The organism is Nostoc sp. TCL26-01 (assembly GCF_013393945.1).
Classification (GTDB): domain Bacteria; phylum Cyanobacteriota; class Cyanobacteriia; order Cyanobacteriales; family Nostocaceae; genus Trichormus.
Map to the genome: position 1 here is coordinate 2,136,024 of NZ_CP040297.1, position 23,084 is coordinate 2,159,107.

Below are 23,084 nucleotides of genomic sequence, written 5' to 3' on the forward strand. Positions count from 1 at the left end.
ATTGCCTATTGCCTATTTACCAGTATCACCAATGACAAAGCCTGTCAGCACATCGGCAACTGTGACAGCAACAACAACTAATAGCGGAACTCTAGCAACACTTTGCCAATCTTCATCTTTACGCACCGCATTGATTACACCTACTAACGATACCGCAATGTAGAGTAAGTAAACAGCTCGTAATACGTTGAAGATTAAACTTACAGCAGGTTGGGAGTTATTGTTGGTAGCGCCTTGAGTTAATGTGTTTTTGAAAAAATCCTCAGCTTTTTTAAAGAACTGTGCCTGTGCTGGATATCCGAAATAATCTAGCCAAAATAAACTCAAAATGACAGCTACTGCTAATATTTGAGATAAAATTAGCCACTTCTTTGGTAAGTTTGTGTATTGCCCAATTTGTTGAATGACAATAGTAATCAAACTCCCAAAGAGCAAACAGAAAAGCAATAGAGGACTCTTTAAGCTGATAACGCTTAAGAATACAGCACAAGCCAACAAAAACGGTACTGATTCGACCAATTTAATCCACAATTCTTTTAATATCAGTTGCAATTTATTAACACCTGGTTCTACGTTAATTTTTAAAAGTTGATATTTTTTTCTGATATTAACACTCTGCCTAGCCATTGACCAATTTCCTACTACTGATTACAAATGCAGGTGTGGACTGCTGTTTAAACTTTGATAATTTATCACGAGATCACGCTCCTGATGCAATTCAATAAAGTATTGATCTTTATTACAATATCCGTCCATGATATTACATATCGTTAAAAAATAGTTAACAAAAACCTAACATTATGTTAAAGAAGATTGTAGCTGATGTACCGCGATCGCTTCTCAACACTAGTGATACTCGATATCGAACAAGAAGTTATATTTCATCACCATCTCTGAGATATTCAAGTAGAGCGATGTTTACGCACCTGTTACAACCTCTACGCTGATTAACTGCATAGGTAACTTGCACCATTGCTCATATCCGGTATAGCGGCTTTTTGGTAGTTCTGATTGAGAAATGATATCTAAAAATTTTCGCACAACACCCTAGCTGAAAATATTATGCGGAAAAATTCTGAACAACACCAAGATATTTACGGAAAAATGCTGCGAGGTTACTTTGTTTGGAGTATTTATACGTAAAACTTATGTATAATATTTCGATATAAAATTTACCAATAAATATTTGGTATATCCTGAATGGACACACTTAATACCATTTCACGTTAATCATGATACACATGAATTATGTAGAGACGTTGCATTGCAACCTCTCTACTGTTCACTACGAAATACTTGTATACTCTCTACTGGTGGCTATAGCCATAATTCTCGGTACGATCAGTGACAAACTGACTACGAAAATTTTTACGCCAAATTAACCAGATTCTATCAAGTGATGGAGATTCAACGCTGAACATTCTATGCAACGCAGATGAGTTTGATCAATTTGATTTGTCTTGAAGTCAACTATCTATAAAGTTTTCCTGAAAATAGCAAGTTGAATTGAATATTTTCAATCCAACTTGAAAATTTTTGAGATTTGTTTAGAGGATGTTTGAAAAGTCTGTTTCTGTGTCATCTTGAATGCAGCGTAGCGGAATGAAACATCTCGGTATGTACCACAAAACCTAGATTCTTCCTGACGCTCCGCTCCAGTCAGAATGACATTTTTATACCTACTGAAACTTTTCAAACACCCTCTTAGATATGCGATCGCTCAATAGCTGAATATATTATCTGTAAATATTCATAGACAAATAATATATAGATAAATGGAACACAAACACACTCACTGAACTCTGCCAAATATTTTTTAGCAAGCCCTAGATAATACTATTTGCTTGGCTTGATACTAATAGCTAAACGCTTTCTCTTTAGCCACATTCCTGTTAACCATACAACTATCATTCCACCAGCAATTGATGGTTCAGGTACAGGAGTAACACTGACATCATCCAAATTCAACCCATCATGGTTAACTCTGCCAAAGAATTTTAATTCTGTGGTTGGTGCTGTGGCGACAAATCTGTATTCATACCGCGTTTTGTATAAGTCTGGTTGGTGAAATTGTTGAAAAGTTGTATCTACTTTCTCATCAATTACGTTGCCACCTACATACGTCCGAAATATGTTACCAAGAAAAGGATTGTCTGGGATGGACTCTTCTGTAGATGCTAAGTCATAACTTAGTAAGTACTCTTGACCAACAACTGTATTAAGAATCTGAGAAAAGAAGCCAGTTCCACGCAGTTCTAAACTCCGAAATCCAGTATTGGGATAATTTGACTCTTTAAAAGAATATGTGCCATCTCCAATAACATCACTATCATTAACCCATCCTGTAATATAAGGGTTAGGCAAAGTGGTGTTTACAGGACTTACAAGTGGGTCTGTTTCAAAACTACCATTAACAACAATATTTTTAGGATCTACAGAATAACTAGGATCTAATGTAGGGTCTGGAATATAGTAAGTGTCATTATCTGGGTACTCGATATTTCCACCAATGGCAGGTACTGATGGTTCAACATCCGTAGGATTTACACCAGTAATCATAATTGTTCCACCAGAGGTTGCGGCTTCATCTACAGCCTCGACGTTTACATCATCTAAGAAGAAAAAGCCGTTCGGGTTTCTATACCCAAACTTTAGTTCTGTAGTTGGTGCTGTAGCTACAAAGTTATATGTATACTCGGTGTATGGATCATATGGGTAAGACCAGGGTTTAGAGGGAATATTTGTTAGCTCATAAATCTTTTCTCCACTAACAAAAGCCTGAAAGGTATTATCTACAAACTTTGGCCAGTCATCAGTTTTTAACCTATAAGTCAGTTTGTATACCTGACCAGGGGTTGTAGTGAGATTCTGTGACAAGTAGCCAAAGTCTAAATACCCTCCACCCCTCAAAGTACTTTTACCAGTACTATCTGTATCGTAATTACCTATAATTGTGTTGTAATTACCTTTGATAACACTAATCCATTGGGCTTCTTGATTATTACTAGTTTTAGTCCAGCCAGTGATATTAGGGTTATTGGTATGAGTAGAAAAATCATTTGGGTTGTAATTAGAACTATAACTAGGATCGAGTTCAAAATCTCCGTTCAAAACAAGATTTGCTGCTTGAGCTTGAGAAATATTAGAGCTTATTATCATGGCAGCACTTATAAAAGTACTAGTAATACCACAAACAAAAAACCTAATTTTTTTGGCTGTTATCATGTGATTTCACTCCACACAGTCTAGGATTAATGAGAATTTCTATTCTGAAAAGAGAGGTTGGGTAATTGAGATAGCTACAATATTTATCGCTTTGCTGAATTGATTACTGAAGCAAAGTAGGCTCTGATATAGAACAATACCAAAAAAGTCAGGCGTTTTTACCTTCAAAGTTGGTATTTTAAGTCGAAACATTTTTAGTACATAAATACTAAAACAAGCTGAAAAGTATATATAGAAGAATATACGTCAAGAAAATTGCTAAAAAAATACCAATAAAGTTGGAAAAACTCAAGAAACCATCACTTAATTTATGTAACTTAAGTATTTCAGATACTACGCAATCCAGGGAAAATTATTTTATCTAGTACGGCAGAGTGTAAATAAATAATCCATTTCAAATCAACGAAATGCTTACGCTGTATTCATCATTTCTATTGATTGATCTTTTCCAACTATGTTGGTAACATACTGTTCAGCATGGAGTTCCAATTGCAGTTGAATAGTACTCAAGCATTAATTAATGATGTATAGGTAGCGTATTAAAGTGAAACTGGCACAAATAAATAACAGCATTATTCATAACTTAACTAGAAAAGGTAACTCTTTTCCAGAATATACTAATTATTCTGATGGTGAACTAAGTATTGACAATATATTAAGCTCAAGCTTTCACAGTAGTTTTTCAACTCAGCAAGATTATACATCATTGTCAACTAATTCTAACTTGACTGCAACTATCTCAAATACTAATAATAACCTCAATATTCAAACAATTTATATTACTGATACTCAACCCGACTTAATCATCCAAAATGCTCTATTTCCTAGTGCAGCATCAATTGGAACCACTATTCAACTAAATTATGTAGTTAGAAACCAGGGTGCTGAAAATGCTTTTTCTAGCTATACAATGTTTTTCTTGTCTAAAGATAACAATGTCAGTGACGATGATTTTTTCTTAGGTTCAGACTACGTTGATAGTATTGCAGCCAGCGCTTACAGTTCGGAATCAACCACATTCAAAATTGACAATGGTATTGCTCCAGGTAGCTATTATTTATTGTGTCAAGCAGACGGCTATGGAGATATTCTGGAAAATAATGAAACCAATAATATTTTAGCCAAAGCTATCAATATTAATCTGGTTAAGACAGATTTAATAGTTCAAAATGCTATAGCTCCCAGTTCAGTATCTGTCGGATATAGCTTTAAAATCAGCTATCAAGTTAAAAATCAAGGTGTGGGAAATTCTTTTCCTAGCTCTACTACATTTTATTTATCTAAAGATAAAACTGTCAGTAATGATGATCTGTATTTAGGTGCAAATGAAGTTGGTAGTATTCAAACAGGTGCTTATAGTTCAAGGTCAATCTCACTCAAGATTGTGAACAATATCACCGCAGGTAGCTATTATCTGCTGTACAAAGCTGATGGTAACAACAATGTGATTGAAACTAACGAAATAAATAACATTGTTGCTAAAGCTATCAATGTCAAGAATAATTTTAGTTCCACTAATGGCTATGGCTTGATTAATGCAGCCGCAGCAGTAGCTAAAGCTTTAGGTCAAACTACTTTTGGTAATGTTGTTAATTTAGGGGGTAACAATTGGGGCGCAGACCTCATCAAAGCATCAGAAGTTTGGGCAAAAGGATATACAGGCCAAGGAATTACTGTCGCTGTTGTAGATGGCGGGGTTGACCGTAACCATACCGATTTGAGTAGTAATATCTGGAAAAATCTCCAAGAAATTGCTGGTAACGGTAAGGATGATGATGGTAATGGCTATATTGATGATGTTTACGGCTGGAACTTTGTTGACAACAACAACAACACCTTAGATAAAAAAGGACATGGGACTCATGTCGCTGGCACTATTGCGGGAGTAAGAAATAGCTTTGGTGTCACAGGTATTGCTTATAATGCCAAGATTATGCCAGTGAAAGTTTTAAGTGATAATGGTTCAGGTGCTGATAGTGCGATCGCTAAAGGTATTCGTTATGCTGTGGACAATCGAGCAAATGTGATTAACCTGAGTCTAGGTAAAGAGCAGCCTAGTATAGATATCCAATTGGCTATTCAATATGCTAGCAGCAAGGGTGCGATCGTTGTCATGGCAGCTGGAAACGCCAGTCAGCCAACACCATACTACCCTGCTAACTATGCAAAAAACTGGGGGCTGGCTGTAGGAGCAGTTGATAAGTATGGAAACCTAGCTAGCTTCTCTAACCGGGCCGGAAATGAACTACTTAGTTATGTCACAGCCCCTGGTGTTGGTATTTATTCCACACTACCTGGCAATAAATATGCTTCTTGGAATGGAACATCTATGGCAACTCCTTATGTTGCTGGGGTAGTAGCTTTGATCCTCAGTGCTAACAAAGGTTTAACTGATGCCCAAGTACGTCAAATTGTGACAGCCAGCGCAGCCAATAGTTTGATAGTGTAAGAAACAAAAACCCAAGACATAAATCTTGGGTTTCTCTCGCTACAAGCGTATCTGTGTAGCGATAAAAGCTATGATTGGGATTTATAATTACTAGCCAAACGGTTTTTTCTAGTACCAATTCCCATCATTCCTAAAACTGCTAGTCCAGCCATAATTGATGGTTCGGGAACAGAAGTGGATTGTTCATCCCCATCATCAATCCGAACGACGCTGACATTATCGAGGTTGTACCAAGCTTTACGTTGATGAGCAGCAAACTTTAACTCTGTAATGGCTGAGGTGGCTGTGAAATTCAACGTGTATTTTGTAAAATCCTGGAAGGGAACGTGAGGTTTTTCATCCACCAAGTTTCCCCCTATATAAGTCCGAAATACACTTAGATCCTCCTCATCTGAGTTAGCTAAGTAGTAGGTTAATTGGTATTTTTGATTCTTTTTGGTGTTCAAGTTTTGAGATATGTAAGTAAAATCGGGAAATGCAGCCATACGTACACTTCTAGAAAGATCCGCCTCCCTATCGACAGTATAATTCTCTAAGTAAGTCGTGTAGAAAGTCTCATTTTGTGTACTGTTGTACCATCCTGTAATAAACGGATTAGCACGAGTAGGATCGTTAGGATTTAACAGTGAATCGGCTGTAAAGTCTCCATTCTGCACAATATTTACAAACTGGGCAGCTTGTGCCTGAGAAACATAACCACCTATCCCGACAGAAGTACTAACAACAGCACTGCTAATAGTCAGTAAGAAATGTTTGAGATTTTTGTTGGTCGATTTCATGAAAAATTTCTCCAAATATAGCTAAATAGTCAAGAGTATTTCTGGAAACCAAGTGTTGAAGCGATGGGCTAAAGCTACACTCTTTTGAGTAAAACTTAGCGGGTAGCCGCTTTTAAGGAAGAAGGAATCCACGATTGGTTAAGGCAGATTGGGCAGCTGAATTGGTAAAGAGGAAGTTAGCAAAAGAATTAGCAGCCGTAGCACTTGTAGTTCTGTTGAGTACAGCTTCTGGATAGACTATGGGGGTAGTTAGACAGCTTGAAGGAGCCGCAGAGCCTACTTGTGATGTGAGAGTAGAAACTTGTTTATCTGTCGCATAAACTATACCTGCGTCGATGGTGTTTCCATTGAGGGTTTTAGTCTCAACTGCACTCAAAACGTTACGGACATTAGTGGCAAAGTACAACTTATTCGGCGCTGGGTTATTCAGCAGTGTATTGTAAGTACCTCCACCGCAACCACTAGCGGTACTGGTGAGAACTTGTCTGGCATATTCTCCAGCTGGGACGGTTGAGGGGCTACCAATAGCAATCCCACGAATACCAGCTCTAGTTGGTGGGCTATTTACCAAGGTACTGAAACTGGAAATAGCGTTACCAGTAGGAGCAGGAGAAGTAAATGTAGTAGGTTTGATCAATACGAGCCTATTTTTAGCAATATTTTGAGGCCAACCAGATGCTAGTTTTCCTGCTGTCTGTAAACTGGTCATCTGACTTGTCGCTGCCGAAATAAACACATCTGGAATCCCAGCTGTTTCATTTGGTGCATAGTTGATGTTTTGGAGCAAAATCCCGGAAGAATCTAGGCTATTGGTAAAGTTAATCTTTGGTGTGGAGGTGCTGTTATTGTAGGCATTCTCCAAGTCTGTCAGTACTTCTAATAAACTAACCGCACCGTAAACCCTCAGATTGGCTGTAGCACTTGCTGATGTTACTGTTGTCGTAAACTGCGGTGTTGGGGGTGCGGTCTGTGCTGTAACTGGTGACGACATCAAGAATGGAAAGGCGATCGCAACTATCAAGCTGGTAATCGCCCCAGCTATCCAAACAATAACTCTTTTTCTGTTCATTAAAAAAATACCTAAGAGAGATTACTGACGCAAAGTAGGCTTTAAATAGAACAATACCAAAAAAGTCGGGAATTTTTACCGGTAAAGTTGGTATTTTAAGAAGCGCTGACTTTAGTTCATAAATCTTCCGATAGGCTCTAAGCTATGTAATTCAATAGGGGCAGGTAGAAAATATGATTTTCAAAGCTAAAAAAATCCAACAAAAAATACCAATAAAGTTGGTTTATTTCAAGAAATCATCACTTAAGTTATGTAACTTGAGTATTGCACTTGTAGCAAATGCTAAGGAAAATCAACCCATACCTCTGCTTTCGCATGGGATAAATGACAGGGAAAATACTTGTGGTTAATTGTTGAAGCTTAACTTTGCTACAGCGTTTCTCACAGTAGAAGACAAGTTATCGCTTCCGCCACCGGGATGCTATCATGGCAGAAGGAAATTCTGTCTCAGCAGTTTCCTAAGCTCGTCTGATTTGATCACTCAAATCTATAGAAAAATAATTGGAGAGGTGTCCGAGCGGTTGATGGTGACGCACTCGAAATGCGTTTTGGGGAAACTCAACGGGGGTTCGAATCCCCCCCTCTCCGTTGATTAGATGGCATTTTATGGATAGGAGTAACCGTTACCCTGGACTCCATTGGGATACTGTCCTTGACGTGAAGGAGCATACAAGGAATCAGGTATGGTTGCTTGCGGAACTTGATTGTTAGGTACAACTGGAGTCGTGTTAATCACAGTATTAGCACGAGGATTGCGGACAGAATAGGGGCCGATAATCGGTGATGTTCCTGTGAGAACAGTTGGAACTGGTTGAGTTTGTACAGGTAAGGTTGAACTATTATTCAAGTTATTGAATGAATTTGGCTGGGAATTAGGATTACTAGGTTGAACATAACCAGTTCCTTGGTTCAACTGTGTATTCGGTTGGGTTATCTGCCCATTATTGAAATTACTGTATGGGTTTGGTTGAATATTGGGTGTATTTGGCTGAATATAGCCTGTCCCTGAATTGAACCCCCTATTTGCAGGAATTACCTGAGTGTTATTCAAATTATTGTATGTTCCTGGCTGCACGTAACCTGATGGAGAATTTAACCCTGTGCTGGGTGAAAAAGTTTGATTGGTTGAGGTGCTGGTGGGTAAAGACTGAATTATTGTGCCATAGGGAGTTCTTTCGGCAGCATTGATTGCAGATGTGGAGGTATTTAAACCAGTTAGGTTTGGCGTAGTTGATTGATTTGCGACTGTTGGGAAAAAACTATTAGGGTTGGTATTTTGACTACTATTGGTTTGATTCAGTAATACCAACCCTGGTGTAGAGGAAGTTTTTCCCCCTGTAGAGCCAGAGGATTTGAAACCCAAAAACTGACTATTATTAGTATCAGTTGCACTGAACCGTAATAAGTCTTCTGCTTGTGATACAAAAATATTTTTGTCTACAGATGTAGGTTTGGAATTCACATCTGGAGTGGAGTTGGCGTTTAATTTGGCGCTATCATTAGCAGGCTGTTTGCTGGTAGCATTCAGAAAGGGAGTTTGTGTTTGATTCTCTTTGCTATTGGTTTTTACTGGTGGCGTGACTGGTTCAGGGCTACCAAACAAGGCGGGTAAATTATCAATGTCTGCCGCAATAGCTTTATCTTCTTCCGAAAGGGCAGCATCTGTAGAATCGGAAACGGTAACATTTGGTTTGCTGGTGACTCCATTGGGGTTAGACCAGTATTGTTGAATCAGCAACCCAACTACAGATAAAAATATAGCTGTTCCCCAAAAACTGGGTCTGCCTAAATTTAATAATCTAGCTCTGAGATAACGTAAGTATGGGGAAGGATAACGACGATTTGACATGGTTGTTTGTAAATAATTTTATAAATAATTAATTAATATTTACATAAGCTCTGAAAGGAGCTTTTATTTTAAGTTTAGCCTATGATTTTATCGTATTTCAACAGTCATTAGCTACCCTTCTTTCAGGCTTAATTCCTGATGCTTTTACTTTTGTGCAACACGCATTAATAAAAATAATCCTATACCTAAGCCGATAAAGTTGGGTAACCATGCTCCCATGAAAGGGGAAAGGATACCGGCTTGTCCCAAAGCACCGGTGATAAAGCCTAATAAGTAGTATGAAAAAATCACGATTACACTAATACCAAAGCTTGTACCGCGTCCTGTGCGTTGGGGAATGGTTCCCATTGCCGCACCGACCAAGCCAAAGACAACACAGACAAATGGTAAGGCAAATTTTTGTTGAATTCTCACCTCTAGTTTACGAATTTTTTGGCGATCGCCTCCCAACCGTTCCACATTTAGCTGTTCTAAAGCTTGGGAAATGTTCATTTCACCGTAGTCGCGGCTTTGTTCGGCTAGGCTTAAGGGTGTGCGGGGTAGACGGAGTTGTTGTTTTTCAAAGCGGAGAATATTTCGATAAGAGCGATCAGGAGCTACTAAATAAATAGTACCGTTATAAAAATCCCACGCACTTTGAGAGCCATTCCACTGGGCAGATTCGGCTACAACAATTTGATTTAAACCTTTAGTAGAACGATCTATGATGGTTAAGCCTCTCATCCGCTTACCATCAAACTGGTCAGCGTAAAATAGGCGTAATAGCATCTTAGTTTTCGTTCCATCTGGGTCTTGAACGTCTCGGTATTCAGGATAAAAAATATTTTGTTGTTTAAAACTGGGTTTATCTGACTTAATTGCTCTATCTAGAGTCAGAGTTGCTTGATAATTGGCTGCTGGGGCAATTTGCTCATTAAAGACAAATGTCAATCCTGTGACAACAAAACTTAACATCACGGCAGTTAGCACCATCCGATAAACACTCACCCCACATCCCCGTAAGGCAATGAGTTCGCTTTCGGTAGACAGGCGACTATAAGTCATCAAAGTCGCTAACAACGTAGACATGGGAAAGGCTAAAACAATGAAATTAGGCAGTTTTAACAAAAAAACTTGCACTGCGATGCTAATGGGTAGACCAGATTCTACTACTTTCCTGACTAGTTCAAATACAGCATCAATTGTCACCCCAATTGACGAGAAAGCCCCAACACCAAATAAAAATGTAGGTAGCAATTCGCTCGTCAAATAACGATCCATAATCGTTAAAGGCAGCAGTGAGTTGAAGCTGTAGAAAGGCGTAAACTGTTTGGGAAGCATAGATTTTTAGTCATTGGTCAATAGTCAATAGTCATTGGTCAATAGTCAATAGTCATTGGTCATTGGTCATTAGTTTTTCTTACCTATTACCTGTTACCTATTACCCAGTCCCCAGTCCCCAGTCCCCAGTCCCCAACCTTACACTTGAAAATTATCCCCCAAGTAATACTGACGCACTAGGGGATTATTGTACAGTTCATCGGCTGTACCGTAGGCGAGGATTTGACCTTCACGTAAGATGTAGGCGCGGTCGGTGATGGCTAGGGTTTCTCGGACGTTATGATCTGTAATCAGGATACCCATACCGCGATCGCGTAATTCTGCTACAATCTGCTGAATCTCAGATACAGCAATTGGGTCAACGCCAGCAAAGGGTTCATCTAAGAGTAAGAATTTTGGACCTTCTCGCCCGGCGGCTAAAGCCCTAGCTAATTCTGTTCGTCGTCTTTCCCCCCCAGACAGTTGAATACCTTTGCTTCTGGCCACTCGTTCTAAGCGGAACTCTTGCAATAGAGTGGTTAATCGCTTTGACCATTCCCAGCGTGGCACATTGGTTTGCTCAAATACCAACAGAATATTATCTTTGACGGAAAGTTGACGGAAAATACTTGCTTCTTGGGCTAAATAACCAATACCTAATCTGGCTCTTTTGTGCATCGGTAAACCAGTAATGTCCAAGCTATCTAGCCAGACTCTTCCCTGATTTGGTTTTTCTAAACCTGTAGCAATGTAGAATGTTGTCGTTTTACCAGCTCCATTAGGCCCCAGTAACCCGACAATTTCACCCTGGGAAACAGAAAGGTTGACGCGATTGACAATTACTCGCTTGCCGTAAGATTTGTGAATATTTTCTAAAACAATTTTCACTATGCGCGTGCTTTCTTAATGGTTGATGCTAATTAGAACGCCGTAACTCTGGTGTTTTAGGAGCAGGTGTATTAGCTTGACCACCAATCTCTGAATCTTCCACCATATAAATTGACTCTACCTGACGATTGGATTGAGGTAAAGCCACAAATCGTCCTTCATCAATCAAATACGTCACCTTTTCGGCGCGGATACTGTTACCACCCTGTTGCAAAATATAGACATTGCCACTGAAATCAATCCGGCGTTCTTTGCTGAAATACTGTGCTTGAGTTGATGTTGCTTGAATTTGTCGAGCTGGATACAACATCTGCACATTACCACGAGCCGTGATCACTTGATTCTTGGCATCGTATTCTTGAATATCAGAGCGAATAGTTAACGGGCGATTTCCCCCTGGTGTTTGAGCTGTGGCTATGGGTAAGGCGACAGAGGTGAGTAATGCCGCAGGTGCTAGCAAAGCTAATCCCAGGCGACGTATTTTTGATATGGGTTTATGGCAAAGCATCATAGCGATAGAAATGGGGAATTTTGGCTGGTATCTTAATTATCTCAAGTACTTTATCCCAAAATATCATCTCCAATCGGGAGTAACTTGAGATATCCGCTAGCTGGAGTCTTGACGCTTTGCTAAAGTTTAAAGTTTCTCCTATTTCTCACTCTCTGTGTCTTATAGCGGTTCCCACTCTGATGGGGTACAAAATTATATTGCAAGGTGTAGGGGCAATTCATGAATTGCCCCTACGGGTGTACCTCACGTGAACGAGAACCGCTATAGTGTCTCTGTGGTTAAACAAATCTTTTTTTTCACCACAGAGGCACAAAGACACAAAGGAATTGGTATTATTTAGCGATCGCAATTTTGGGTAAAGTCCAGGTTGGATTTTCCGTGTTGATTTTGTCTGGGCCGTTTTCTTGTAGAGTAGTCAACAAGTCTATACTCTGATTGAGTAATTCATCGACATCAATACCACCAAAAATCCCTGGGTAACGACGTAAGCGGTTACAACCTTCCCCTAGTAAAATGACTGCACCACGCCAGTTAAGATTACCCAAATGATAAATCCCGACGGCAATTTGTAAAACACCTTGATAAAAGGTTTTTTCCGGTTCGCTGGCTTCTATCCACAAAGCTTCTAAGGTGTCATGACAGGCATAGAACTTGCCAGCGTTAAACTGTTCTACACCTTGCCAAAACTCTTGGGGCATGGTTTCACTCATCCCATGCTTTCTCGCACTTCTTTAATGGTTTCTAGAGAGATGTCTTGGCTTTGTCCAGCAAATTCATTGTCTGAGGTGAGGAACAACATACAATGGCATTCTTTGCGTTCTCTCATGGGTACACAAGGACAGTTCCAGTATGTAGCCTTGACTTCGGCTTCTTTGTCTTCATAGTGACGACAAGGACACAAAGGCGCACCCAGTTCGTCTTTATGTTTGGCTAATCCTTCAATGACAACTGCGGTAACGGAAGGTTCAGAACAGAAGTAAGTCCCCGTACGTTTGGCATATTGTTCGGAAAAATGGCGCATGGCCTCTAGGCTTTTATCACTGGATTTTGTGTTAGCTTCGGATGAAATCATGGGGATCGGCGGCTCAAAAAATTTAAATATTTCTCTGCATTGTACCTCAGCCTTACTGGGGTCTTGCTGGGGAGATTTCCCCAACCTGATGTTTTACAATGTGATTTCTATTTTCTCAAAGATTGGTATTTCTCAAAAGAACGGGATCAAAGAAAAATCAATCCTGACAAATGGTAAGGTTTTCAGGATTCATTGAAGTTTTGCATGATCAAAATGTATAGGACTTATGCAGTGTCACTAAGTTTTCTGGCTTTTTTGTCAATAGTCAATGGTCAATAGTCAATAGTCAATAGAAGCCAGTCGCTTGTGGGAGTTTTCCTCATTGTGCGGACTGTCGTTCAAAATCAAGGTTTTTGGACTGTTGACTAAATCAGTTATCAGTTACCAGTTAATAAAAGTTCACTGTTTACTATTGACTATTGACCAATGACTAATGACTATTGACCACCCTGAGAAGGGTTTATTGGTTGAGTGCGTCAGTCCTCATCTATTTTCATGATGAATGTAGAGACTTTTGCAGCTGAGGTTGGAGTGATTTTTCTGTTTCGATGATGATACCTGGAAAATCCTGGTTAATGAGTTTTTCTAATGGTGATGATAAATCCTGCCACAATACCCAACGACTACCTGGAGGCAGAATAGACAGGGTGAGAGAATTTTGTGTCAACCAAATCTCAGGATAGGTTTGTGGTGGTTGATTACTTGGTTCTTCTTGTAGTCTGGCTGCTGCTAGTGTCTCTAATACAACACGTTCGCCTTTAACTAGTCCTGTCGATGCTGTCCACATCTGCACTTGTAACTGTTGATGTTGTGCGTAAAAGTACAGTGATGCTGCGGCAATTACGGCTTGTTCAAAGTTGTCAGTGTGCCAATTACCCGCCGTGTCGAGGGCAATAACGATTTCCTGTCCGGCTGTGACTGTCTCTAACTCCCGCACCCGCAATTCACCGTAGCGGGCGCTGGTACGCCAGTGAATCAACCGGGTGGGATCTCCCAGGCGGTAAGGACGAAGCGATCGCACTAACCCCGATGTGGCTGTCTGCAAGGGTTTACCCCGGTATTCACTCTTTTGACTCTCTTCTTGCCCGACTTCATCAACCAAGGGGCAAGTTGTTAAAGTTAATACTTGAGGATAGACAATTGCTGTAGCTTCGCATTGACGCTGACGACGACACCAAAATAAACCTAAAGGCGCACCTGTAGCTAATTCAACTGTGTGCCAGCGATAAATCCCTCGTTTTTGAGTTGGGTGATAATATACACAACGATAATTTTCTTGACTAGGAATTGTTTCTATTGCCTTTTTGATGGGTTTCCCTAAGACAAATGGCAATATATCTTCGACTTGCAATAAGCTAGCTGATTGTTGGGACTGATTATAAATTTCTAACTCAAGTATCAAATCGTCCCCGGCGGATACGGGTTGGATGGGACGACGAGTAACTGATAAACTGGTGAGCGATCGCGGTGGTAAAAATGCTGCTATCCCTAACAGGGCAAAACTCACACCGCTAATGGCATACAACCATCCAGCCATTGTATTAATCGCTGCACCAAAAAAACAAATAGCCACACCTGCCAGCACCCAGCCAGTATACGCAGGGGCGCTAGCACGAATTTCTAACCAGTTAGTGATGGGTTTGATAATATTCATGTTTCTTTTTTAACCCAAGACTCATGGAAATTCACAGTGGTTGGGGGGATTGGGGATTGGGTATTGGGTATTGGGGATTGGGTATTGGGGATTGGGGATTGGGGATTGGGTATTGGGTATTGGGGATTGGGGATTGGGGATTGGGGATTGGGGATTGGGGATTGGGTATTGGGGATTGGGGATTGGGGATTGGGTATTGGGTATTGGGGATTGGGTATTAGGTATTGAGGATTTGAGGACAAGTTGCCCGAAATCCTTGTACAGACGTTGCACTGCAACGTCTCTACATTCATTTTCGGAGATGTCTAATGATTTATTACTCTTTTCTCACTCACCACTCCCCACTCAGCACTCAGCACTCAGCACTCACCACTCCCCACTCACTACTCATCACTCAGATAAAACTTGCTTTAGCGCTGCTATAAGTTGGTCTACACTTTCTTTACGACTGTTGAAACCCATGAGTCCGACACGCCAAACTTGACCGGCTAATTCGCCTAAACCGCCGCCAATTTCAATGTTATGTTCGTTGAGTAACTGCTTGGCTACTGCTTTACCATCAACTCCACTGGGAATACGGACTGTTGTCAGGGTTGGTAGTCTGTACTCTCGTTCTACGTGCAGACTCAAACCGATATTTTCTAAGCTTTCCCATAGATACTCTACGTTCTTTTGGTGACGCTGCCAGCAGTTTGCTAGTCCTTCTTCGGCTATTAAACGGAGGGCTTCTCGCAAGGCATAATATAAATTGATGGGAGCAGTATGATGATAGACACGTTCGCTACCCCAATACTTACCCAACAACAACATATCTAAATACCAGTTTGCCACTTTGGTACGGCGTTGCTGTAATTTTTCCACGGCGCGGGAACTCATGGTGAAGGGTGAAGCGCCGGGGGAACAACCTAAACCTTTTTGGCTACAGCTATAAGCTAAGTCTACTCCCCAAGCATCTAAAAATATGGGAACACCACCCAGACTGGTGACGGTATCTACTAGTAATAAAGTCCCGAATTCTCGACACAATTCGCCCACACCCTCTAAAGGTTGACGTGCGCCGGTGGAAGTTTCGGCATGAACTAAAGCTAAAATTGCTGGGCGATGGGTTTCTAGGGCTGTGCGGATTTCTTCTAGGGAAAAGACTTGTCCCCAAGGTTTAGTTATGGTGCGGACATCTGCACCATATCTTCCCGCCATATCTACAAGGCGGTTACCAAAATAACCGGCTACACCAATTAAAACTACATCACCGGGTTCGACAGCATTAGCAATGGTAGCCTCCATTGCGGCTGTTCCTGTACCACTGACAGCGATGGTGAGGGGGTTTTCTGTTTGCCACACATAGCGTAGCAGAGATTGAATTTCATCCATCAAGTTGAGGAAAGCGGGATCAAGATGCCCTACTGGTGAGACATTCATCGCTTGTAGTACTTCTGGATGAGCATTTGATGGCCCTGGCCCCAATAGCAGCCGGGAGGGAACTTCTAGCGGTGCGAGTTGTAGGCGTTGACTGTCATTTATGGAGATGGTTGTCGTCATAGTTTTCGCTGATATGATACTTACCGGATCATAAAGCGATCGCATCACCCATGTTTGACTCTATCTAGGGATTATTTTGCTCTGTCACCGAAAGATGTAGTCTGATGTTGAGGGCTGACCAAGCTCCTGTTCAGTTACCAGTTATCAGTTAACAGTTATCAGTTAATAAACACTGTTCACTGTTCACTGGTTATACCCCTAGTCCCTAACCCCTTTTCTCAATCATGGTTTTTGCAGGCAAAAGACCGAATAATTTAGGTGTGCGTGATGGTAAGTTAGCTGCTTGTCCTAACTCTCCTAACTGTGTATCTAGTCAGAGTGCAGACACAGTTCACCAAATTGCGCCTCTAACTTTTAGTTTGACACCACAACAGGCGATCGCTAATCTGAAAACAGTGATTCAATCCTTACCCAGGACGAAAATCATCAATGAAGGTGAGGATTATATTTACGCTGAATTTACCAGCGCTTTGATGGGATTTGTCGATGATGTAGAGTTCTATTTAGATAATAATGCTAATGTGATTCACGTGCGATCGGCTTCCCGTTTGGGTCAAAGTGATTTGGGTGTGAATCGTCAAAGAATAGAAACAATTAAAAGCAAATTTAATGAATTAAGTTCGTAAGTTTTTCAGATTCCTGACTTCTTTGAGAAGTCAGGAATCTTTGGACTAATTGCGAATGTTAACTAAACCAGCTTTACTACGGAGATTGCCATTACTCGCAAAGCGTTCTTGCAGGATTTGCCGATAAACTGCCTCATAGCCATCAGTCATGGCTTGTAAGCTAAACCGTTGTTGGACATATTCACGACAAGCATAACGGTCTAATTCCGTAACTTTATTAATAGCATTGATACACTCATCAACACTATGACAAAGGAAACCTGTTTTCCCATCAGCAATTACTTCTGAAGTAGAACCTAGTTTCATGGCAATCACTGGTGTGCCAGATGCCATTGATTCTACCATCACTAGACCAAATGGTTCACGCCAAGTAATAGGAAATAACGTTGCCACCGCACCACCCATTAAAGCATTTTTCTGCTCATGGTTAGCTTCACCTAAATACTCGATTTGTTGACCATCAATTAGAGGTTTAATATCTTTTTCAAAATATTCTGTATCTACAACATCTACCTTTCCTGCTATTTTCAATCGCCACCCAGCTTGTTTAGCAATAGCTATTGCCAGATGTGTGCCTTTTTCTGGAGAAATCCGCCCTAAAAAGGCTAAATATGGTAGCTCATCAGGTTGGGGATAAAATTTATAACTGCTAACATCAATGCCGTTGTAAACCGTTGCTGTATAATTCAGCCCTAATCTGAGTTCCCGTTGTGCATCAGAAATGCTCACAAAAGGTTGATCTTTAGCGTATTGAAACATTTTTTCGTTATCAGGAGTAAAAACACCATGTAAGGTATGAATCGTCGGAGTTTTTACCAGTTTTGAGTAAGCAAGTCCAGCACAACCCATGTGGGAATGAATGATATCAAATTCTGCTGCACGTTCGTATACTGAACCCAATTGTAGCATTTCATAAATGCCATATTCTTTAATACTAGAATCCAGCCTCAAAGCGCGGGGATGAACTGATACTAACTCTGCTAAACTAATAGAATCTCCAGATGCAAACAGTGTTACTTCATGTCCACGTCGGACTAACTCATCAGTTAGTAACCCCACTACTAACTCAATACCACCATAAGCCGGCGGCGGTACTCTTTCCCATAATGGAGCTACTTGAGCAATTCGCATCAGAAAACCTCCTAACAAATGAAAATTTGCCTTGCGTGTATTTGTTGATTGTTTCTATAGTGCTGAAACCTCACTAAAATTTGGCACTAGAAACTAGCTTTTAACACCGATTCTAAAATTAATTTCTCCTAAATATTACACTTTTAATTCCTGATTCTTCGTCTATCTAAGTAGGGAAATTTGCCTATTCCCCAAAGATAAAAGTTGTCCTATGGGAATCCGATTTGATTACTGGACAGACTTGTTTAGGTAGGTAACAGGTGACAGGTAACAGGTGACAGAAAAGAAGGAAATTAGAGGTGTACTGACTTTTTTGTGTAAGCACAGGCTACGCCAACAAAAATCAAATATGAGTCCTATACTATGTTGACTTTATAGAGTGCTGTTAGCGGAAGCGGGGCGATGCAGCCCGTGCTGAGTAGGGAGTGCTGAGTGAGAGAGTTCTGACCAATGACCAATGACTAATGACTATTGACTATTGACTATTGACTAATGACTATTGACTAATGATTAATGACTATTGACTATTGACTATTGACCAATGACTATTGACTAAATCTGTTGACGTTTGCTATCTAGTCGCATATATTTTAAGCTGGCACATTATAAATAATAAAAACATGAATATTTCTACAAATAAAGGAAAACCGCTTGTCTCATGGCAGGCGGTTTTCTCAGTAATCATGTTTATACTCATGTATCTGCCGATTATAGTACTGGGTTTTTATAGCTTCAATCAATCACCTTATAGTGCCAGTTGGCAAGGCTTCACCCTTGATTGGTATCGCAAGTTGTTGAGTGACGATCGCATTTTATCAGCTTTGCAAAATAGTTTAATTGTCGCCTTTTGTGCTGTGGGTGTTGCTGCAGTGCTGGGGACTTTGATGGCTGTGGGGTTGGCGCGTTATCAGTTTCCTGGTAAAAGATTGTACCAAGGGATTGCTTATCTACCGTTAATTATTCCCGATATTGCGATCGCTGTTGCTACTCTTGTTTTCCTGGCTACCTTTGCTATCCCTTTGAGTATCTGGACAATTGTGGCTGCTCATGTAGTGTTTTGTCTAGCTTATGTTGGGTTGGTAGTCTCATCACGCTTAACCAATTTAGATCCTCATTTAGAAGAAGCTGCATTAGATTTAGGTGCGACACCAGTACAAGCTTTTCTCCAAGTATTATTACCGCAGTTAATGCCAGGAATTGTCGCTGGTTGTTTACTAGCATTTGTCCTCAGTTTAGATGATTTTCTCATTGCTAGTTTTACTGCGGGTAGCGGTTCTAACACTCTACCAATGGAAATTTTTAGTCGGATTAGAACAGGTGTGAAACCTGATATTAATGCTCTCAGTATTTTACTAATTTTAGTATCAGCAATTGTTGCTTTTATTGCAGAATCAATTCGCGCATTGGGAGAGCGTAAATAAGTCACACTAAACCACTGTTGACAAACTTAATCTGATAAATTTATGCTGGAAGTAATTAAATTAGTTAACTCCTTGAAAAGTACCCAGCAATGAGTAACAAATTAACTAAATAATTCATCTCTAGCTTGGCATTTGAGTATCTACTAATAGATGAATTAAAGTTAATATTTATTTGTCTAGATATCGGTATTAAATTCGATAATATTGGGGCTAACTTTGGACAAGATGCTACCTTCCCCTCATTATGCAAATCTGCCAAAATCCCAATTGCTCAAACCCTTTCAATCCTGATGGCAACAGATTTTGTATCAGTTGCGGACAAAGTAACTTTGGCCAACTCTTAAGAAATCGCTATCGCGTATTAAGGCTATTAGGTGAAGGTGGATTTAGTAAAACATACGCAGCCGAAGATGCAGATAGATTAGATGCGCCTTGTGTCATCAAACAATTCTTTCCGCAAATTCAAGGCACTGGACAACGGAATAAAGCCGCAGAATTCTTTAAGGAAGAAGCATTTCGGTTATATGAACTGGGAGAAAATCACAGTCAAATACCGAGATTACTAGCTTATTTTGAACAAGGTTCTAGCTTATATCTAGTGCAAGAATTCATTAAAGGTTTAACTCTGATACAAGAAGTTGAACAACAACCCTTTAATGAAGTAAAAATTCGTCAACTGTTAAGTGATTTATTACCAGTACTGGAATTTATTCATTTTCATAACGTTATTCACCGGGATATTAAACCAGAAAATATTATCCGTCGTGAGAGTGACAGTAAGTTAGTATTGATTGATTTTGGTGGTGCTAAACAAGTCACTCAAACAAGTATAGCGAGACAAGCAACAGCTATTTATACCCTTGGTTATGCACCTACAGAACAAATGGCAGGTTTCGCTTGCCATGCTAGTGATTTGTATGCTTTGGGTGTAACTTGTGTGAGACTAATGACACAATGTCTACCACAACAAAATCCCTATGGACATATTGATGATGGTCTTTATGATCCGATGAATGGTAAGTGGTTATGGCAAGAGTATTTACAACAACAAAATATTACCATTAGCGATGATTTAAGCAATATCTTAAATAAATTACTCCAGCATTTACCTAGTGATAGATATCAATCAGCAGTAGAAGTAATTGATGACTTGAAGTTATCGACAAAACTGCCGATAGAAACACAAATTTTCCCAAATACTCAACCAACATTAGTTCCGGTAGCACCAACCACCCAAAAAACCAAACTACCCCTACCCCCCTTAAAAACTTTTGAGTTTGATGTGGTGACGGTAGATACGGCGGGTAGAATAGTGAACCGCGATCGCACTAATGCTCTGTGCTTTATGGAAGAATTGAGTAAAGATGTAAAGTTAGAAATAGTGTCTATCCCTGGTGGTGCATTCCTCATGGGTTCACCCAACTTTGAGGGAGACGCAGACGAACGTCCCCAACACCAAGTAGCGATCGCCCCCTTTTTTATGGGAAAATTCCCTATAACCCAAGCACAATGGCGAGCTGTTGCATCTTTTCCCAAAATCAAACAACCACTAAATCCTTATCCTTCCAAATTCAAAGGTCAAAATCGTCCAGTGGAAAATGTCTCTTGGCATGAAGTTTTAGAATTTTGTGCCAGACTATCACACAAAACTGGACGAGAATATCGTCTACCCAGTGAAGCAGAATGGGAGTATGCTTGTCGCGCCGGAACTACCACATCGTTTCACTTTGGCGAAACCATTACCCCCAATTTAGCCAACTTTAGCAACGAGACTCATCACACATACCGTAAAGAAACTTCTGATGTCGGTAGTTTCCAGGTAGCCAACACCTTTGGATTATATGATATGCACGGGTTGGTGTGGGAATGGTGTGCTGACCCTTGGCATAACAACTATCACGATGCACCGACAGATGGTAGCATCTGGGAAGACGGTGGTGATATCTATCGTCGGGTTTTACGTGGTGGTTCCTGGAACTTTAGCGCCGAACTTTGCCGCAGCGCCAGCCGTAGCTGGAACGAGTCGGACGGCGGCTTGCGGATATGTGGCTTTCGAGTTGTGTTTTCCGCAATATAATATTCATGGTTTCTTCACAGAGTTATATAGCTTCTTAATTTTGCTGGCAACAACTTTTACTTATTATTAAGTATTAACTACTACGTATATACGATAAGTTGACTTTGATTAGCAATATGAAAGGCAAGTTAATACTGTTATTTGTGTTTATTGCCGCCTTGGTTGCCAGTTACCTGATATACCAATTTTATGGTTATAACGCTATTTGGAAATTGTGGCATATCCGTTATATGGAGCCACACTTTGCTGATACACGTGCTATTACTAGTGGTTCCGAAGCTTATGCGTTAGGTTATGACCCACTGTTTAATAATGTGCGAGATCCTTGGCATCGTCCCATGAATCTTTCTCGGTTGTGGAATACGCTGTTTTATTTTCGCATTAATCAAAGTCATACAACCTTACTCGGTAGTATTTTTATTGGTTCTTTCTTGTTAAGTCCCTTCATTTTTATCAAAAAGCTAGATACCCTCACAGCTTGTGTACTCTCATTACTATTTATTTCGCCAGCAGTCATGTTTGGCATAGAAAGAGCTACACCTGACTTGTTTTTATTTTTTATTTTATCACTAGGGATTAGAGTAGGATATAGTTCAGCGATCGCTGGATTATGCTTTATTATATTTGCTGGGTTTCTTAAGCTATTTCCGATTTTTGGCATAGGTTTAATTTTAAAAGCAAAAAAATCTCAATTTTGGATAATATTAGCTATTACCTGTTTGATATTTTTAATTTATTTAGGCTTGACTCTTCCAGATGTAAAACAAATGATTCAGGTGACACCCAGGGGTACAGATGTGTCCTACGGAGCTAATGTTTTGTTGTTACGATTAGAGCAATTTGTGAAAAATCCGCATTATTTAAAAATCATCAAATATTGGTTGCCTACTGTATTTGATTGGGTACTAGGGGGAATATTCTTAGTATCTTTATCATTCATGCTCAAATATCCAGGGGAGCGTGAATCTACCCCAGAAAAATACCAATATATAGATGCTTTTAGAGTTGGTGCTGGCATTTATATCTGTACTTTTATCTTTGGGAATAACTGGGATTATCGGCTGATGTTTCTGATTTTTACTATTCCTCAAATTGTCGCTTGGCTCAAGCAGAGAAAACCGCCTTACTTTTCCGTAGCCGCCTTGACATTATCAGCCACAATTTTATCTTTTTGGTATTTAATTATTCGAGCCAGTATTAATATGTATCTGGCTTTCGTCTTGGATGAATTGTGTAACTGGTTAGTGTTTTCTGGTTTAGTTTACTTATTTATATCCTCTCTACCCCATTGGCTAAAAGCTGATATCTACCAAATATTTGTTGCATTTCGCCAAAAAATCCAAGCCTTAGTCAATTGAGTAATTTTGAAAGTTATTTATGAGGTTATTTATCAAGAATTCCTGTAGTGGCGTGGCAAGGCTAAATTTGTGTATTAGTAGCTTGGGTTAAGTGCAGCGCAACCCAACATGGATCTTAAAAACTCAGTATGAGTATT

At 40.0% G+C, this 23,084-nt stretch carries 20 protein-coding genes and 1 tRNA gene; 8 read left to right on the forward strand and 13 right to left on the reverse strand.

Features of this window, described 5'->3' with window-relative positions:
* Positions 1 to 12: 12 nt before the first annotated feature.
* Positions 13 to 627, reverse strand: a complete 615-nt coding sequence (locus FD725_RS09235) for a hypothetical protein (protein WP_179047852.1) — start codon at positions 625 to 627, stop codon at positions 13 to 15.
* Positions 628 to 800: 173 nt separating this feature from the next.
* Between FD725_RS09235 and FD725_RS09240 the strand changes: the two genes are divergently transcribed.
* Entirely contained in the window at positions 801 to 947 is a 147-nt protein-coding gene (locus FD725_RS09240) for a hypothetical protein (protein ID WP_179047853.1), read from the forward strand.
* Between the two features lie 889 nt (positions 948 to 1,836).
* Here the strand turns inward: FD725_RS09240 and FD725_RS09245 are convergent.
* Positions 1,837 to 3,159 carry a DUF642 domain-containing protein gene (locus FD725_RS09245; protein ID WP_179047854.1) on the reverse strand — a complete coding sequence of 441 codons (1,323 nt, stop codon included), beginning with the start codon at positions 3,157 to 3,159 and terminating at the stop codon, positions 1,837 to 1,839.
* 610 nt (positions 3,160 to 3,769) lie between these two features.
* On the opposite strand from FD725_RS09245, the gene FD725_RS09250 reads away from it, so the two are divergent.
* Positions 3,770 to 5,674 (forward strand): S8 family serine peptidase, encoded by a 1,905-nt coding sequence (locus FD725_RS09250; protein ID WP_256871881.1) that lies wholly within the window; start codon positions 3,770 to 3,772, stop codon positions 5,672 to 5,674.
* A gap of 68 nt (positions 5,675 to 5,742) precedes the next feature.
* On the opposite strand, the gene FD725_RS09255 is transcribed toward FD725_RS09250, so the two are convergent.
* Together FD725_RS09255 and modA are read right to left on the reverse strand one after the other, a co-directional pair.
* Complete coding sequence (locus FD725_RS09255; RefSeq protein WP_179047855.1) at positions 5,743 to 6,453, reverse strand: PEP-CTERM sorting domain-containing protein; 711 nt, start codon at positions 6,451 to 6,453, stop codon at positions 5,743 to 5,745.
* Positions 6,454 to 6,565: 112 nt separating this feature from the next.
* Complete coding sequence (gene modA / locus FD725_RS09260; RefSeq protein ID WP_179047856.1) at positions 6,566 to 7,522, reverse strand: molybdate ABC transporter substrate-binding protein; 957 nt, start codon at positions 7,520 to 7,522, stop codon at positions 6,566 to 6,568.
* 503 nt (positions 7,523 to 8,025) lie between these two features.
* Between modA and FD725_RS09265 the strand changes: the two genes are divergently transcribed.
* Positions 8,026 to 8,110 (forward strand) — tRNA-Ser (locus FD725_RS09265).
* Positions 8,111 to 8,126: 16 nt separating this feature from the next.
* Here FD725_RS09265 and FD725_RS09270 read toward each other — a convergent pair.
* The 7 genes from FD725_RS09270 to FD725_RS09300 all read right to left on the reverse strand — a co-directional run bounded on the left by FD725_RS09270 (position 8,127) and on the right by FD725_RS09300 (position 14,795).
* Positions 8,127 to 9,371: a hypothetical protein gene (locus FD725_RS09270; protein ID WP_179047857.1), complete on the reverse strand. Its 1,245-nt coding sequence runs from the start codon at positions 9,369 to 9,371 to the stop codon at positions 8,127 to 8,129.
* A gap of 144 nt (positions 9,372 to 9,515) precedes the next feature.
* Complete coding sequence (locus FD725_RS09275; protein WP_179051485.1) at positions 9,516 to 10,631, reverse strand: LptF/LptG family permease; 1,116 nt, start codon at positions 10,629 to 10,631, stop codon at positions 9,516 to 9,518.
* Between the two features lie 198 nt (positions 10,632 to 10,829).
* Positions 10,830 to 11,558 (reverse strand): LPS export ABC transporter ATP-binding protein, encoded by a 729-nt coding sequence (gene lptB, locus FD725_RS09280; RefSeq protein ID WP_179047858.1) that lies wholly within the window; start codon positions 11,556 to 11,558, stop codon positions 10,830 to 10,832.
* Positions 11,559 to 11,586: 28 nt separating this feature from the next.
* A complete protein-coding gene (locus FD725_RS09285) occupies positions 11,587 to 12,069 on the reverse strand; it encodes an LptA/OstA family protein (protein WP_179047859.1) in 483 nt (160 codons plus the stop codon).
* Positions 12,070 to 12,401: 332 nt separating this feature from the next.
* Entirely contained in the window at positions 12,402 to 12,779 is a 378-nt protein-coding gene (locus FD725_RS09290) for a DUF309 domain-containing protein (RefSeq protein ID WP_179047860.1), read from the reverse strand.
* On the reverse strand, positions 12,776 to 13,141 hold the full coding sequence (locus tag FD725_RS09295) for a ferredoxin thioredoxin reductase catalytic beta subunit (RefSeq protein ID WP_179047861.1): 366 nt from the start codon (positions 13,139 to 13,141) through the stop codon (positions 12,776 to 12,778). Before FD725_RS09295 ends, FD725_RS09290 begins: the two co-directional genes overlap by 4 nt.
* Positions 13,142 to 13,634: 493 nt before the next feature.
* On the reverse strand, positions 13,635 to 14,795 hold the full coding sequence (locus FD725_RS09300; protein ID WP_179047862.1) for a DUF58 domain-containing protein: 1,161 nt from the start codon (positions 14,793 to 14,795) through the stop codon (positions 13,635 to 13,637).
* Positions 14,796 to 14,818: 23 nt separating this feature from the next.
* Here FD725_RS09300 and FD725_RS09305 point away from each other — a divergent pair, with 23 nt between their 5' ends.
* Entirely contained in the window at positions 14,819 to 15,016 is a 198-nt protein-coding gene (locus FD725_RS09305) for a hypothetical protein (RefSeq protein WP_179047863.1), read from the forward strand.
* A gap of 169 nt (positions 15,017 to 15,185) precedes the next feature.
* Here the strand turns inward: FD725_RS09305 and FD725_RS09310 are convergent, their stop codons facing one another.
* Entirely contained in the window at positions 15,186 to 16,334 is a 1,149-nt protein-coding gene (locus tag FD725_RS09310) for an alanine--glyoxylate aminotransferase family protein (RefSeq protein ID WP_179047864.1), read from the reverse strand.
* 224 nt (positions 16,335 to 16,558) lie between these two features.
* Between FD725_RS09310 and FD725_RS09315 the strand changes: the two genes are divergently transcribed.
* Positions 16,559 to 16,960 (forward strand): DUF1499 domain-containing protein, encoded by a 402-nt coding sequence (locus tag FD725_RS09315; protein WP_179047865.1) that lies wholly within the window; start codon positions 16,559 to 16,561, stop codon positions 16,958 to 16,960.
* A 45-nt stretch (positions 16,961 to 17,005) separates the two neighbouring features.
* Here the strand turns inward: FD725_RS09315 and FD725_RS09320 are convergent, their stop codons facing one another.
* Positions 17,006 to 18,091: a glycosyltransferase family 4 protein gene (locus tag FD725_RS09320; RefSeq protein WP_179047866.1), complete on the reverse strand. Its 1,086-nt coding sequence runs from the start codon at positions 18,089 to 18,091 to the stop codon at positions 17,006 to 17,008.
* A 620-nt stretch (positions 18,092 to 18,711) separates the two neighbouring features.
* Here FD725_RS09320 and FD725_RS09325 point away from each other — a divergent pair.
* The 3 genes from FD725_RS09325 (at position 18,712) to FD725_RS09335 (ending at position 22,947) form a co-directional block, all read left to right on the forward strand.
* On the forward strand, positions 18,712 to 19,512 hold the full coding sequence (locus tag FD725_RS09325) for an ABC transporter permease (protein ID WP_179047867.1): 801 nt from the start codon (positions 18,712 to 18,714) through the stop codon (positions 19,510 to 19,512).
* Positions 19,513 to 19,756: 244 nt separating this feature from the next.
* Positions 19,757 to 21,589 carry a bifunctional serine/threonine-protein kinase/formylglycine-generating enzyme family protein gene (locus tag FD725_RS09330; protein WP_179047868.1) on the forward strand — a complete coding sequence of 611 codons (1,833 nt, stop codon included), beginning with the start codon at positions 19,757 to 19,759 and terminating at the stop codon, positions 21,587 to 21,589.
* Between the two features lie 116 nt (positions 21,590 to 21,705).
* The gene (locus FD725_RS09335; protein ID WP_179047869.1) at positions 21,706 to 22,947 is read left to right on the forward strand and encodes a hypothetical protein; all 1,242 of its coding nucleotides are present in this window, start codon (positions 21,706 to 21,708) and stop codon (positions 22,945 to 22,947) included.
* The last annotated feature ends 137 nt before the right edge of the window (positions 22,948 to 23,084 follow it).